Source organism: Aerophototrophica crusticola, from assembly GCF_012913305.1.
Classification (GTDB): Bacteria; Pseudomonadota; Alphaproteobacteria; order Azospirillales; family Azospirillaceae; genus Niveispirillum; species Niveispirillum crusticola.
Window position 1 is genome coordinate 2932199 of record NZ_CP051775.1, and the last position, 13336, is coordinate 2945534.

The 13336-nt window shown below is 71.6% G+C and carries 10 protein-coding genes and 2 pseudogenes; 5 read left to right on the plus strand and 7 right to left on the minus strand.

Features of this window, described 5'->3' with window-relative positions:
* Nucleotides 1-91: 91 nt before the first annotated feature.
* Entirely contained in the window at nucleotides 92-2326 is a 2235-nt protein-coding gene (locus tag HHL28_RS14320) for a xanthine dehydrogenase family protein molybdopterin-binding subunit (RefSeq protein WP_075769911.1), read from the minus strand.
* A gap of 3 nt (nucleotides 2327-2329) precedes the next feature.
* Nucleotides 2330-2788 (minus strand): (2Fe-2S)-binding protein, encoded by a 459-nt coding sequence (locus tag HHL28_RS14325; protein WP_075769912.1) that lies wholly within the window; start codon nucleotides 2786-2788, stop codon nucleotides 2330-2332.
* A 234-nt stretch (nucleotides 2789-3022) separates the two neighbouring features.
* Here HHL28_RS14325 and HHL28_RS14330 point away from each other — a divergent pair.
* Nucleotides 3023-4557, plus strand: a pseudogene (locus HHL28_RS14330) (YifB family Mg chelatase-like AAA ATPase).
* Nucleotides 4558-4588: 31 nt separating this feature from the next.
* Here the strand turns inward: HHL28_RS14330 and HHL28_RS14335 are convergent.
* The 3 genes from HHL28_RS14335 to HHL28_RS14345 all read right to left on the minus strand — a co-directional run bounded on the left by HHL28_RS14335 (nucleotide 4589) and on the right by HHL28_RS14345 (nucleotide 8000).
* On the minus strand, nucleotides 4589-6544 hold the full coding sequence (locus HHL28_RS14335) for a sensor histidine kinase (protein ID WP_169655330.1): 1956 nt from the start codon (nucleotides 6542-6544) through the stop codon (nucleotides 4589-4591).
* Between the two features lie 328 nt (nucleotides 6545-6872).
* Nucleotides 6873-7241: a GNAT family N-acetyltransferase gene (locus HHL28_RS14340; protein WP_404325830.1), complete on the minus strand. Its 369-nt coding sequence runs from the start codon at nucleotides 7239-7241 to the stop codon at nucleotides 6873-6875.
* Between the two features lie 300 nt (nucleotides 7242-7541).
* The gene (locus HHL28_RS14345) at nucleotides 7542-8000 is read right to left on the minus strand and encodes a GNAT family N-acetyltransferase (RefSeq protein ID WP_075769915.1); all 459 of its coding nucleotides are present in this window, start codon (nucleotides 7998-8000) and stop codon (nucleotides 7542-7544) included.
* A gap of 180 nt (nucleotides 8001-8180) precedes the next feature.
* Here HHL28_RS14345 and HHL28_RS14350 point away from each other — a divergent pair, with 180 nt between their 5' ends.
* The 3 genes from HHL28_RS14350 to HHL28_RS14360 all read left to right on the plus strand — a co-directional run bounded on the left by HHL28_RS14350 (nucleotide 8181) and on the right by HHL28_RS14360 (nucleotide 10068).
* Nucleotides 8181-8849: a glutathione S-transferase family protein gene (locus HHL28_RS14350; RefSeq protein WP_075769916.1), complete on the plus strand. Its 669-nt coding sequence runs from the start codon at nucleotides 8181-8183 to the stop codon at nucleotides 8847-8849.
* Between the two features lie 11 nt (nucleotides 8850-8860).
* On the plus strand, nucleotides 8861-9001 hold the full coding sequence (locus HHL28_RS14355; protein WP_169655332.1) for an AbrB/MazE/SpoVT family DNA-binding domain-containing protein: 141 nt from the start codon (nucleotides 8861-8863) through the stop codon (nucleotides 8999-9001).
* A 350-nt stretch (nucleotides 9002-9351) separates the two neighbouring features.
* Nucleotides 9352-10068 (plus strand): hypothetical protein, encoded by a 717-nt coding sequence (locus HHL28_RS14360; RefSeq protein WP_075769917.1) that lies wholly within the window; start codon nucleotides 9352-9354, stop codon nucleotides 10066-10068.
* A gap of 92 nt (nucleotides 10069-10160) precedes the next feature.
* Here the strand turns inward: HHL28_RS14360 and HHL28_RS14365 are convergent, their stop codons facing one another.
* Nucleotides 10161-11057: an SDR family oxidoreductase gene (locus tag HHL28_RS14365; RefSeq protein WP_075769918.1), complete on the minus strand. Its 897-nt coding sequence runs from the start codon at nucleotides 11055-11057 to the stop codon at nucleotides 10161-10163.
* Between the two features lie 48 nt (nucleotides 11058-11105).
* Here HHL28_RS14365 and HHL28_RS18805 point away from each other — a divergent pair, with 48 nt between their 5' ends.
* On the plus strand, nucleotides 11106-11873 hold the full coding sequence (locus HHL28_RS18805) for a tetratricopeptide repeat protein (RefSeq protein WP_075769919.1): 768 nt from the start codon (nucleotides 11106-11108) through the stop codon (nucleotides 11871-11873).
* A gap of 86 nt (nucleotides 11874-11959) precedes the next feature.
* Here HHL28_RS18805 and HHL28_RS14370 read toward each other — a convergent pair.
* A pseudogene (locus tag HHL28_RS14370) lies at nucleotides 11960-13263 on the minus strand (MFS transporter); the annotation flags it as partial.
* Nucleotides 13264-13336 lie beyond the last annotated feature (73 nt).

Consider the following 13336-nt stretch of genomic DNA (forward strand, 5'->3'; position numbering starts at 1 on the left):
TTGACACACGCTCCGCCGGCACGACCCGCACAAATGAGAAGGGGCCCGGTCGCCCGGGCCCCCTCCCTGCTTCCCCGATACCAACCAGCCGTCAGACGATCCCCGCCTTGGCGAACGGCAGGTCGCGCAGCGGCTTGCCGGTGGCCTTCAGCACGGCGTTGGCCACGGCCGGGGCCGCCGTGGGCACGCCGGGTTCGCCCACGCCGGTCGGGCGTTCCTGGGACGGGACGATGTGCACCTCCACCGCGGGCATGTCGCTGTAGCGCAGCGGCTCGAACGTGTCGAAGTTGGCTTGGTCCACCAGCCCGTCGGTCAGGGTCACCTGGCCGCGCAGGGCGTGGCCGATGCCCCAGCCGGCGCCGCCTTCCATCTGCGCCCGGATGTTGTCCGGGTTGACGGCGATGCCGCAGTCTACGGCGCAGACCACCCGGTCCACCTTGATGCGGCCGTCCTTGACGCTGACCTCCGCCACATGGGCGACATAGCTGTTGAAGCTCTTGTGCACGGCCACGCCGCGGGCCTTGCCGGCCGGCAGGGGCGTGCCCCAGCCCGCCTTCTCCGCCGCCAGCTTCAGCACGTTGGCCAGCTTCGGGTGGTCCTTCAGCATGGCCAGGCGGTATTCCACCGGGTCCTTGCCGGCGGCCAGCGCCAGCTCGTCGATGAAGGCTTCCTTGGCATAGGCGGTGTGGGTGTGGCCCACGGAGCGCCACCAGAGGGTCGTCACCGGCGAGGTGCCCATCTGGTAGTCCACGGCCAGGTTCGGCACCGCGTATTCCATGTCGGCGGCACCCTCCACGGCGGTGGCGTCCACCCCGTCCTTCAGCATCATGGCGGCGAAGGGCGTGCCGGCCATGAAGGACTGGCCGACGATGGTCTGGTCCCAGGCGACGATGTTGCCGTCCTTGTCCAGGCCGGCCTTGACCCGGTGCACGAACAGGGGCCGGTACATGCCGCCCTTGATGTCGTCCTCGCGGGTCCAGACCAGGTGGATGGGGGGCGTGCCCTTGGCCTTGTAGGCCTGGGCGACCAGCGCCGCCTCCGCCATGTAGTCGGCGTTGGGGGTGGCGCGGCGGCCGAAGCTGCCGCCGGCCCAGACGGTGTTGATCTTCACCTGTTCCGGCTTGCAGCCCAGGATGGCGGCCACGGTGGGCTGCTCGATCCCCTGGAACTGGGACCCGGCCCAGAACTCCGCCCCGCCGTCCTTGGTCAGTTGGACGACGCAGTTCAGCGGCTCCATCGGCGCGTGGGCCAGGTAGGGGAAGGTGTATTCCGCCTCCACCACCTTCGCGGCGCCCTTGAAGGCGGCGGCCACGTCGCCCTTGCGGGCGGCCTTGGCGCCGGGCTTGCGGGCCAGGTCCCGGTATTCCGCCAGGATCTGGGCGCTGCCGCGCTTTTCCGCCTTGCTGTCGTCCCAGGTGATCTTCAGGGCGTCGCGACCCTTCATGGCGGCCCAGGTGTTCTTGGCCAGCACGGCCACGCCCACGGGCGTGCGCACCACGTCCACCACGCCGGGCACGGCCCGGGCGGCCTTGTCGTCCACCGACGCGACGGTGCCGCCGAAGCGGGGGCTGCGGGCCATCACCGCCGTCAACTGGCCGGGGCGGCGGATGTCCATGGCGAACACCGCGGTGCCGTCGGTCTTGCTGACATGGTCCAGGCGGTGAAGCTTCCCGTCGCCGATCAGCACGTACTTGGACGGGTCCTTCAGCGCCACCTTCTGGGGCACGGGCTGCTTGGACGCGGCCTCCGCCAACTGGCCGAAGCTGGCGGACTTGCCCGACTTGGCGTGGCTGACCACGCCCTTGGCCACGGTGATTTCCCCGGCCGGGACCTTCCACTGCGCCGCGGCGGCGGCCACCAGCATGGCGCGGGCGGCGGCACCCGCCATGCGCAGCTCGTCCCAGCTGTTGGCCACGGCGGTGGAGCCGCCGGTGCCCTGCAGGCCGAAGAAGTGGTTGGGGTAGAGCTTGCTGTCGGCGGGGGCGAAGTCGCTGCGGACCTGGGCCCAGTCGGCGTCCAGCTCCTCCGCCACGATGGTGGACAAGCCGGTGGCGATGCCCTGGCCCTTGTCCAGATGCTTGATCAGCACGGTGACCGTGTTGTCCGGCGCGATGCGGACGAACAGGTTGGGGCGCGGGTCGGGCGGGCCCACCACGGCGGGCACGGCCGGGCCGGCGGCGAAGGCCTCCCCGGGCAAATGGGCAGCCACCACAAGGGCGCCGCCGATGCCGGCGGCCCCCAGCAGGAAACCGCGGCGGGACGGGGTGGCGGGGCCGGCCGCGGCGGTGGCCGGGGCGGCGGATTCCAGGATGCGGCGGTGCAGCATGGGTCAGGCCTTCAGGGTCTGGGCGGCGTCCTTGATGGCCGCCTTGATGCGGACATAGGTGGCGCAGCGGCACACATTGCCGTCCATGGCCGCCTCGATGTCGCCGTCGCTGGGGTCGGGCGTCTGGCTCAGCAGCGAGACGGCGGCCATGATCTGGCCGGACTGGCAATAGCCGCACTGGGCCACGTCCAGCTTCTGCCAGGCGCCCTGCACGGCCTTGGCCACCTTGCCCTGGATGCCCTCGATGGTGGTGATCTTGGCGCCCTGCGCGTCGGCCGCCGAAAGCTGGCATGACCGGGTGGGCTGCCCGTCCACATGCACGGTGCAGGCCCCGCACAGGGCTTGGCCGCAACCGAACTTGGTGCCGGTCATGTCCAGCTCGTCCCGCAGGACCCAGAGCAAGGGCATGTCGGCGGGGACGTCCACCTTCCGCTCCTGCCCGTTGATGTTCAACGTGACCATGTCCCGTATCCCTTCTTCCCCGAACCGGTGGCAGGGGCCTTCCCCACCCCTTGCCGTTCCTTCTTGTGACCCGCCACTGTGCCCCGGCGGATATGTGCCCGTCTTTCAAATTTTGACCTTGGCCCCATGGGGCGGGGCCTGATGTGGCCTGCCCCGGGCACGGCCATTGCCGCCTGCAAGTGTCATCGCCTACACTCCGCCTGCGTGTTTTGTTCGTAAGCGGCGGAGGCAGGGTTGGCGGCGCGGGTGTCGACGGTGGCGTTCCAGGGCATCGGCGTGCTGGACATCGACTGCCAGGTGCAGATGACGGGCGGCCCCGTGACCATCATGGTGGTGGGCCTGCCGGACAAGGCGGTGGGGGAAAGCCGGGAGCGGGTGCGGGCCGCCCTGCACGCCCTGGGCATCTCCATGCCGCCGCAGCGGCTGATCGTGAACCTGGCCCCGGCGGACGTGATGAAGGAGGGGTCGCACTTCGACCTGCCCATCGCCCTGTCGCTGCTGGTGCTGATGGGCGTGCTGCCGGGGGAGGAGCTGGACCGGTTCTATGCCTTGGGGGAGCTGGGGCTGGACGGCAGCATCATCCCCGTGGCGGGGGTGCTGCCCGCCGCCATCAACGCCGCCGCCAACGACAAGGGCCTGATCTGCCCGGCCCCGTGCGGGGGTGAGGCCGCCTGGGCGGGGGACGAGCTGGAAATCCTGGCCGCCCCCACCCTGCTGTCCCTGGTGAACCACTTCAAGGGCACGCAAATCCTGGCCCGGCCGGAACGGCGGATGGAGCTGCTGGAGGACGGCGCCTCACCCAAGGACCTGCGCGACGTGAAGGGGCAGGAGACGGCGAAGCGGGCGCTGGAGGTGGCGGCCTGCGGCAACCACAACCTTCTGATGCTCGGCCCCCAGGGTCGGGCAAGTCCATGCTGGCCTCCCGCCTGCCCGGCCTGCTGCCGCCCCTGGACCCGACGGAGGCGCTGGAGGTCTCCATGATCCACAGCATCGCCGGCAATTTGGAGGGCGGGCGCCTGATCCGCAAGCGGCCCTACCGGGAGGTGCACCACAGCGCCACCCTGGCCGCCATGGTGGGCGGGGGCACAAGGGCCAAGCCGGGGGAGATCAGCCTGGCCCACCAAGGCGTCCTGTTCCTGGATGAGCTGCCGGAGTTCGCCCGCGGCACGCTGGAGGCGTTGCGCCAACCGCTGGAGACGGGCAAGGCCACCATTAGCCGGGCCAATGCCCACGTCACTTACCCCGCCCGGTTCCAGCTCGTCGCCGCCATGAACCCCTGCCGCTGCGGCCACATGGACGACCCGTCGCTGGCCTGCTCCCGCGTGCCGAAATGCGCGCAGGAGTACCAGTCCAAGATCAGCGGCCCCCTGTTCGACCGCATCGACCTGCATGTGGACGTGCCCGCCGTCACCGCCGCGGACCTGTCCCTGCCCCCGCCGCGGGAGGGCACGGCGGAGGTGGCGGCCCGGGTGGGGCAGGTGCGGGCCCTGCAGCAGGAACGCTATGCCGGCCTGGCCCGGAAGGGAAGCCCGGTTGTCCGCACCAACGCGGAGGCGGACGGGGAGCTGTTGGAGCATGTGGCCGGGCCGGACGCCCAGGGCCGCAACCTGCTGACGGAGGCGGCGGAGCGGCTGAAGCTGTCGGCCCGCGGCTACCACCGGGTGCTGCGCGTGGCCCGCACCCTGGCCGACATGGAAGGCAGCGCCCCCGTACGCCGCATCCATGTGGCGGAGGCCCTGGGCTACCGCCGTATCGCGCCGGGGCGGTAGGACCACAGCCTAGCCCACCGTTCCAAGCCCCCTACACCGCCGGTGCCAACCCCACCTGCGCCTTGGGCTGGACATGCTCCGCCGGGATGCGGAGGCGGCAGGTCAGGCCGGTCTGCGCCCAGTCCAGTTCCAGGCTGCCGCCGAGCTGGTTCTTCACGTTGGCCTGCAGCAGCAGGGAGCCGAAGCCGCTGCGGGTGGGCTTGGCGACCGGCGGGCCGCCGCTTTCCACCCAGTCGATGACCAAGCTGCCGTCGGCCTCCACCCCCCAGCGCACCAGCAGCCGGCCTTCCTTCGCCGACAGGGCGCCGTACTTGGCGGCGTTGGTGGCCAGCTCGTGGAACACCATGCCCACGGCCTGGGTGGCGTCCGGCCCCACCTCCACCGGCGGTCCCTCGGCCCGCAGGCGCCCGTCGGGGCCGCCGAACTCCCCATAGGGCGACAGCTCCTCCGCCAGCAGGTCGCGCAGGTCCGCCCCTTCCCAGCGGTTGCGGGCCAGCAGCGTGTGGGCGCGGGACAGGGCGGAAACGCGCGCCTCCACCGCCTTGGCGAAGGCTTCCGGCGAGTCGGCGGTGATGACCCGCACCAAGGCCTGGACCACCGCCAGCACATTCTTGGCACGGTGGTCCACCTCGCGGGTCAGCAGGTTGTTGCGGGCCTCGGCGGCCTTGCGCCCGGTGATGTCCTGGTCCACGCCCACCATGCGCAGGGGCTTGCCGGCGGCGTCCCGCTCCACGATGGCGGCGGCGGAGACCCAGCGCACCGTCCCGTCCGGCCGGCAGACCCGGAACTCGGTGACGAAGGGCGCCCGCCCCTCGATCCCGGCCACCACCTCCGCCCGCACCCGGGTCTGGTCGTCCGGGTGGACGCGGCCGGTGAAGTCCTCCCCCCGCAGCCCCTTGGCATCAGGGGGGAAGCCGAACAGGACCTTGAAGGTGGGGTCGCAGGTCACGGCGTCCGTCACCAGATCGGCGTCCCACAGCATCAGTTGCCCGGCTTCCAGCGCCAGGCGCAGCCGCCGCTCGCTGGCGCTGACCGCGTCCAGCACGGCCAGCTTGGCTTCTGCCTCCCGCCGGCGGGCCAGGGCCTGGCCGATGCCCAGGGCCAGCAGCACCGCCAGCGCCAGGGCCGCCGCCCCGCCACCCACCAGGGTCAGGCGCAGGCGGCGCAGCGGCACCTCCACCACCCGGGCGGGGGCGCCCACGGCCACGGTCCAGCCGCTGGCCGGGTCGGTGCGGATGGCGGTATAGACCCGCTCCCCCTCCTGGTTCAGGGCGAAGAAGAAGTGGTCGGTGCTCTTCTCGATCTCCGCCGCCAGGGACGGGGTGGCGGGGCGGCCCACGAACTGCTCGGGCGAGACGGTGCGGCCGGCAATCACCCGGTTCGAATCGAGGACGGAGACGAGCCACCCTTCCGGCACCCGCACGCGGCCCAGGGCCTGGTTCAGGGCGGCGGGGCTGATGGTGGCGCCCAGCACCCGGCGCACCTCGCCATCACGCTCCACCGGCACGAACAGCCGGATGCCGTGCCCGCCCTTGCAGGCGCTGGGGCTCTCCACCCCCGCCACATGGACCTGCCCCGCCAGCACTTGCGGCGGCGGCGACGCCGGCTCCACCCCGCCGCCCCCGCCCGCGCGACCCGGCACGGTCAGCAAGGGGGTGCCATCCGGCCCATAGGCGGTGACCGCGCACCATTCGGCCCGGCGGTCCAGGATGTGGCGGACATGGGCCTCCACGAAGGCCGGGTTCCCCTGGCCCAGGCCGGGGGTGGTGGCCAGGGACTCCAGCGTCGCCAGGTGCCAGTCCAGCTCCGCCTCTGCCGTGCCCAGGGCGGCGCCGGCGGTTTCGCGCAGGCCGCGCTCGGCCACCGCCTGGCGCTCACGGTCGAGCATGCCCACGGCCACGCCGGTGAAGGCGAGCAGCGGCAGGGCCACGGCGGCGGCCAGCAGGGCGAAGGCTCCAGGTGTCCTCATAGGGCCGGTGTACCCCATTCACCCAGGCGCATCCATGCCGACAAGGGCATGGGCTACCCCTTCCGGCCAGGAGGCGGACCGATGTCACGTGCCGGGCCGGTCCCGGGCGCCTGGGACCACGCGGGCAGGCCGCTCAGCCATTGTCACAGGCCTGGGCGATGGGAACCCGCGCTGCCCGGCCGTCAGCAGCTTTTCCGCGGGACCAGGCACGGCCTTCGCGAAAATCGCTAGAGCGTGATTACACTGACCGTAAACACGCTCCGGCGGAGCCTGCCCCGGACCCCGATCCGAGGGCGACTGAGGGACTTCAATGGCTAAACCCGTTTCCGGTCATCGGAAAACGGGTCTAGCGGTCCAGCCTCACGGTATATCGCACCATGGGATCGGGGCCGCCGGTGACCTGATCATACAGGGCGCGGGCCGGCGCGTTCTCCAGCCGCGTATGCCAATAGACCCGCGGCCAGCCCTTCTGCCGCGCCAGGTCCAGCAGCCGGTCCAGCAGGGCGCGGGCGACGCCGCGGCGCCGGTGGGCCGGGTCCACATACATGTCTTCCAGGAAGCAGAGGGGGGCCACCGCCCAGGTGTGGTCATGCAGGACGTAATGGCAGAAGCCGACCACCTGCCCGTCCGCGTCGCGGGCGACGATGGCGCTGGTCTGGGACGCCGGGTCCATGATCCGGCGCCAGACCTCCTCCGTGGTCACGTCGGTGACCACCACGTCATAACGGGCGCAATAATCCCCCAGAGCCGGCGCCAGCAGTCCTGGTCGTCCGGTTCGGGCGCAGCAATGGCATAATCCGACACGCCAGGCCTCCGCTTTCCCCGCGGCCGCCCCCGGGCAACTTTCTGTCACCCCGGGGGCGTGGTCCTCCCTATTCGCTACCCCTTCCGTATCGCATCGGGAGATGCTCCTGTCCAGCGGGTACAAGCGTTTCGGCGTTCAGCTTATGGTATCATTTTCCGTATACGGATGGCCTAGCCGGATGGCAGGGCCGGCCATCGCGCCGGCGCCGTGTCACAGCCGGATGACATAGCGGACGAAGCCGTCCCGGCCGCCGGCCACCTTGTCATACAGGGTACGGGCGGTGGCGTTGTCCTCGGCCGTGTGCCAATAGACCCGGTCCCAGCCCTGCTCCCGGCCCATCCCGACCAACGTCCCGATCAGGGCGCGGCCCACGCCCTGGCCGCGTGCCTCCGGCACGGTGAACAGGTCCTCCAGGTAGCAGATTGCCGACGTGCCCCAGGTATAGGCATGCAGCACGTAGTTGCAGATGCCCAGGGCCCGGCCCTGCCCGTCCCGCGCCACCAGCGCCTTCGTGCTGTCGCCGGGCGTGACGATCCGCCGCCAGACCTCCGCCACCGTCCCCTCCCCGGGGGAAACGCCATAGAAGGCGCAATAGGCCGCGAACAGGCGGCGCCAGTCCGCCTCGTCCGCCGGGGTGGCCGCCGCGATCCGGATGCCGGTCTCCTGCATGGGGTACCCTTCCTGCATATGGGATGATCGGGCCGGTATGGCACCCGCCAGCGTTGCTGTCCATGCCGTGCGCGGGCCGGGGCGCTTTCCTTTCCGCACCTGCTGTGGCACACGGGAGGATGGACCATGGGCAAGGCCTGACGGGGCCGCTGCCCGTTGATGCGGGATCGGGTTCACTGGATGCGGACGCTTTACCACCACCCCCTGTCGCCCTTCGCGCGCAAGGTGCGGGTGGCCCTGGCCGAGAAGCGGCTGGAGTTCGGGCTGGAACTGGAGAAACCCTGGGAGCGGCGGGACGAGTTCCTGGTGCTGAACCATGCCGGCGAGGTGCCGGTGCTGGTGGAGGATGACGGCGCCACCGTCGCCGGCCACGGCCCCATCTGCGAGTACCTGGAGGACGCCTATCCCGGCGGCAGCCTGCTGGGCACCGACGTGCTGCACCGGGCGGAGGTGCGGCGGCTGGTCTCCTGGTTCGACGAGAAGTTCTCGCGCGAGGTCACCGACCTGCTGGTGGGGGAGAAGCTGTTCAAGCGCCTGTCCGGCCAGGGCACGCCCCATGCCGCGGCCATCCGCGCCGGGCACGCCAACATCCATTACCACCTGGACTATGTGGGCTGGCTGACGGAGCGGCGGACCTGGCTGGCCGGCGACGACTTCTCCCTGGCCGACGTGGCCTGCGCCGCCCAGCTCTCCGCCATCGACTACCTCGGCGACGTGCCCTGGGACGAGCATACGGACGCCAAGGACTATTACGCCCGCGTCAAGAGCCGCCCCAGCTTCCGCCCCCTGCTGGCCGACCATTTGCCGGGCGCGCCGCCGCCGAAGCACTATGCGGACTTGGATTTTTGAGGGGGTGACGCATGGGTGGGCCGACGGACAAGGAAACCTCACCGCCGCCTGACGGTGGCCCGGCGGGCCCGTGGGACGACTTCTTCGACGCGCCCGGCGCCGACTTCCCGGAACGGGAGCAACCGGACCACCAGGACCACGAGCCGTTCTGAGCCGGTCGGGCTGGTTTGCCAGGGTCGGGAAGGTCGTACGGTCCTTGGCAGCAGGGTCCTGGACGGGGGAAAGCCGCCCGTAACGGCCCCAACCGCCTCCCCCGCGGAGGCGGGGGCCCATAGTTTTTGACCCGCGGCCTGCCACCAACCACAGAAAAGAACCGTGGACCCCCGCCTTCGCGGGGGGAAGCACAAATTCGATGAGGCCGGTGCTCGCAGCCGTCAGGCACTGGGTCATGCCCTGTGGTGACGCCCCCCCAACGGAGCCGCCACCCCGCCCCACCCCGGCCCTATTTCCGCCCCACCGGCCCGGCTATGCTCCGTCCCAGCAACGTTTCCTGGAGCAAGCCATGCGTAGCCTCCCCGCCCTGACCCTCGCCGCCGCCCTGGCCCTGGCCGTGCCGGCCGTGGCAAGCGCCCAGGTGGTCCCGCCGCCGCCGGTGCTGGACAGCGTGTCCCTGAACCTGTCCGTGGAGGAGTGGGTGCGGTCGGAGACGGCGCGCGTCTCCCTGATCGTGGACGCGGCCAGCAACGGCGCCGACGCGGCGAACCTGCGGGCCGAGATCCAGAAGGCCGCCGGGGTCGTGGCCGACAAGGCGGAATGGCGGATCGTGCGGCTGGACCAGCGGGCCGACGAGGCGGGGCTGAACCGCTGGCAGGCGGAGCTTGAGGCGCGGCTGCCGGAGGCGCAGCTCGCCAACCTGGCCGACAAGGCCAAGAAGGCCAGCCGCCCCGGCCTGCAGGTGCGGGTGGGCGGCGTCGCCTTCGACCCCACCCTGGCGGAGGTGGAGGCCGCCAAGGCCAAGCTGCGCGAGTCCCTGTACCGCCAGGTGACGGAAGAGATGAAGCGCCTGAACGCCGCCTTCCCCGACCGCCAATACCGGGTGGGCAACCTGGACTTCATGGACTTCGAGCCGGTGCCCGCCCCACAGCCGGTGATGCGCAGCGCCGTCGCGAACATGGCCAAGGCGGAGAGCATGGAATTCGTTGCCCCCGGCGTGCAGGACAAGCTGCGCCTGACCGCCCGCGTCATGTACAGCGCCTTCGCCACCCCGCCGAAGAACTGATCGCGCTCCCTCAAGCGCCGCCGGTTCGGGGGCCGGGGCAGGCTCGCGCCCGCTCCGCGGGCTTGGCTTGCGCGGCCATGGGGCCGCCGGGCTCAGCCCCCCGCCGCCAGCTGCGCCGCCAGGCCTTCCCGATAGGTCGGGTAACGCAGCACCACCCCCAGCTCCCGCTTGATCCGGTCGTTCCGCACCCGCTTGTTCTCCGCATAGAAGCTGGCGGCCATGGGGGACAGGGCGGCGGGGTCGAAGGGTTGCAGGGGTGGCGGCTCCACCCCCAGCAGGGCGGCGGCGTGGGCGATCACGTCCGGTGATGGGGCGGGCGCGTCGTCGCAGACATTGTAGGCCGCCCCCGGGTCCGGCCGGGCGATGGAGGCGGCGAGGGTCGCGGCGATGTCCTCCACATGGATGCGGCTGAACACCTGCCCCGGCTTGTCGATGCGCCGTGCCGTGCCGGACCTCAAATTGTCGATGGCGCTGCGGCCGGGGCCATAGATGCCGGGCAGGCGGAACAGGTGCACGGGCGTGCCGTGCCGGTTCAGCAGGTCCAGCCACCCCCGTTCCGCCTCCACCCGGCGGCGCCCCCGCTCCCCCACCGGGTTCAGGGGGGAGGTCTCGTCCACCCAGGCGCCGCCGGTGTCGCCATAGACCCCCGTGGTGGAGAGGTACCCGGCCCAGGTGAGGTCTGACAGCCCGGCGATGTCCGCCCCATGCTCGTCCAGCACCGGGTCGCCCTGCCCGTCCGGTGGCACGGTGGCCAGCAGGGCGGTGGTCCCGGCCAGGGCCTTTCCGGGGTTGTCCAGGGGCCGGCCCCGGTCGAACAGGAAGGGCTCTATCCCCCGGGCACGCAGGGCCGCCGCCTTGTCCGGGCCCCGTGTGGTGCCGGCGACGGCCCAGCCCAGGGGCCGCAGCAATTCGGCCAGGGCCAGGGCGCTGTAGCCAAGGCCGAAGACGAACAGGCGGCCGGGCGTCGTCGGGAGTGGGGTGCTGGTCATGGTTTTTTGCCGCTGGACAGACGGGACGGGATGGGGACTCTAGGCGCCATGGACCGCATGCTCAACGTTCTGGCGCTGGCCGCCAGCCTCGTGGCGCTCGCCCAGCCGGCGACCGCCGCCCAGTTCAAGGACCGCAACCAGTGCCTGGCCCGGGCCGAGGCCCTGCCCGACTTCGCCTATGAGGAGGCGAAGCTGTGGGAGAAGGCCGGCGGCGGCACCGACGCGAAGGTCTGCCAGGCTTCCGCCCTGCTGCTCCGCGGCGACTGGAAGCCGGCGGCGGAGGCCATCGAGGCGCTGGCGCCCGCCCTGGCGAAGGAACCCGCCATGGTCCGGGCGAACCTGTGGGGCCGCGCCGGCCTTGCCTGGCAGAACGCAGGCGAGCCCAAGCGGGCGGAGGCCGCCTATGGCAAGGCGGTGGAGATCCTGCCCGACGACCCGCAGCTCCGCCTGGACCGGGCCGTTGCCCTGGCCCAGCAGCAGCGCTGGTGGGACGTGGTGGCCGACCTGGACGCCGCCCTGGCGAAGAACCCCAGGCTGGCCGAGGGCTACCTGCTGCGGGCGGAGGCGCACCGAAAGCTGGCCCAGGACCATGACGCCCTGCTGGACGTGGCCCGTGCCCTGGAGGCCCAGCCGGAGAACGCGGAGGCCCACCTGCTGCGCGGCACCCTGAAGGCGGACAAGGGCGACCTGGCCGGCGCCCGTGCCGACTGGACCCGCGCCCGCCAGCTCGGCGGCAACGGCACCACGGCCAAGCAGGCTACCGACAACCTCAACGCCCTGGACCTGGCGGAGGAGCGGGCGAAGAAGCGGGGGTAGGGCGGGCCTGGCGAAGGGCTATCCCGCCGCGGCTCCTTCACGGTCAGCAGGATGGCAAGGCCGGCGGCGAACAGGACCAGCACCGTGGCCATGCCGGCCCGCTGGGTGTCGAACGCCTCCACCGCCAGCCCATAGGCCAGCGGCCCCAGCAGGCCCACCGCCCGGCCGGTCAGGGCGAACAGGCCGAAGAACTCCGTCTCCATGCCCGGGGCGCCAGCCGGGCCATCATGGAGCGGGCCGCCGCCTGGGCCGGGCCGAAGAAGCAGCCCAGCACCAGCCCGAACACCAGCACCCATTGCTGCTCCGGCGTGAAGGCGCCGACGGGCAGGTCCAGCACCGGCGCCCAGCCCCACCAGGGCGTACCGATGGCCAGCAGGGCCACGCCGGACAGGAACAGCCCGACGATGCTGACCACCAGCGTGGGCTTGGACCCCAGCAAATCGTCCAGCCAGGCGAAGCCGATGGCGCCCAGGCCCGCCGCCACGTTCAGCAGGATGGCGAACAGGATCAGTTGCCCCTGGTCCATGCCGAACAGCACGCCGGCGAAGATGCCGCCGAAGGCCGTGATGGTATTGATCCCGTCCCGCCACAGCGCGCTGGCCACCAGGTAGCGCAGCACGTTGCCATAGGCCTTCAGCCCCTTCAGCGTCTTCCACAGGGTCGCCAAGCCCTGGGCCACCGCCTGCCCCATGGGCACCCCGGGCACCGCCGCCCGGTCCGGCACCAGCAGGAACAGGGGCAGGGCGAACAGCCCGTACCATACGGCCACCAGCACCGCCGTGGCCCGCACCGGCTGAGATTCCTCCGTCCCCAGCAGGCCGAACAGCGGCTGCTCCGCCTGGATCAACAGGACGAGGCAGAGGATCAGCGACCCCAGCCCCCCCAGATACCCCACGCCCCAGCCCCAGCCGGACACCCGGCCGATATGGCTGGGCGGCGCCACCCTGTTCAGCAGGGCATTATAGAAGACATAGGACAGCTCGAACGCCACCGACGCGACGCCCACCACCACCAGCGCCAGCAAGGCATAGTCCGGTAGCGGCCTGACGAACCAGAGCATCGCGCTGCCCACCACCGCGATGGCCGTGCAGGCCGCCAGCCAGGGCTTGGCCGGCCCGCCCCGGTCGGCGATGGCCCCCAGGACCGGCGACAGCACCGCCACCGCCAGCCCCGACAACCCCAGCATAAGCCCCCAGTCCGCCGTGCCCTGGTTCGGGTCGGCGGAGACGCCCTTGGTGAAATAGACGGAGAAGACGAAGGTCCCGATCACCGTGTTGAAGGCCGACATGGCCCAGTCATACAGGCACCACCCCGCCACCGCCGCGCGGCGCCCCTGCAACCCTTGGCCCACCATCATCCCCCTGTCCGGATAGCAAGGGGAGGGTGGCATAGCGCCGGGAGGGGGGCAAGGGTGGGGCTTTGCACGAACCTGGCCCGCCCTGAGGCATCGGGCGGTGCTTGTC

Excerpts from the sequence above, each read along its gene's own strand:
- HHL28_RS14355 (WP_169655332.1), top strand. The coding sequence starts at position 8,861 with ATGGGTGGGCCGACGGACAAGGAAACCTCACCGCCGCCTGACGGTGGC.
- HHL28_RS14365 (WP_075769918.1), bottom strand. The coding sequence starts at position 11,057 with ATGACCAGCACCCCACTCCCGACGACGCCCGGCCGCCTGTTCGTCTTC.
- HHL28_RS18805 (WP_075769919.1), top strand. The coding sequence starts at position 11,106 with ATGGACCGCATGCTCAACGTTCTGGCGCTGGCCGCCAGCCTCGTGGCG.
- HHL28_RS14345 (WP_075769915.1), bottom strand. The coding sequence starts at position 8,000 with ATGCAGGAGACCGGCATCCGGATCGCGGCGGCCACCCCGGCGGACGAG.
- HHL28_RS14335 (WP_169655330.1), bottom strand. The coding sequence starts at position 6,544 with ATGGGGTACACCGGCCCTATGAGGACACCTGGAGCCTTCGCCCTGCTG.
- HHL28_RS14360 (WP_075769917.1), top strand. The coding sequence starts at position 9,352 with ATGCGTAGCCTCCCCGCCCTGACCCTCGCCGCCGCCCTGGCCCTGGCC.
- HHL28_RS14325 (WP_075769912.1), bottom strand. The coding sequence starts at position 2,788 with ATGGTCACGTTGAACATCAACGGGCAGGAGCGGAAGGTGGACGTCCCC.
- HHL28_RS14350 (WP_075769916.1), top strand. The coding sequence starts at position 8,181 with ATGCGGACGCTTTACCACCACCCCCTGTCGCCCTTCGCGCGCAAGGTG.
- HHL28_RS14320 (WP_075769911.1), bottom strand. The coding sequence starts at position 2,326 with ATGCTGCACCGCCGCATCCTGGAATCCGCCGCCCCGGCCACCGCCGCG.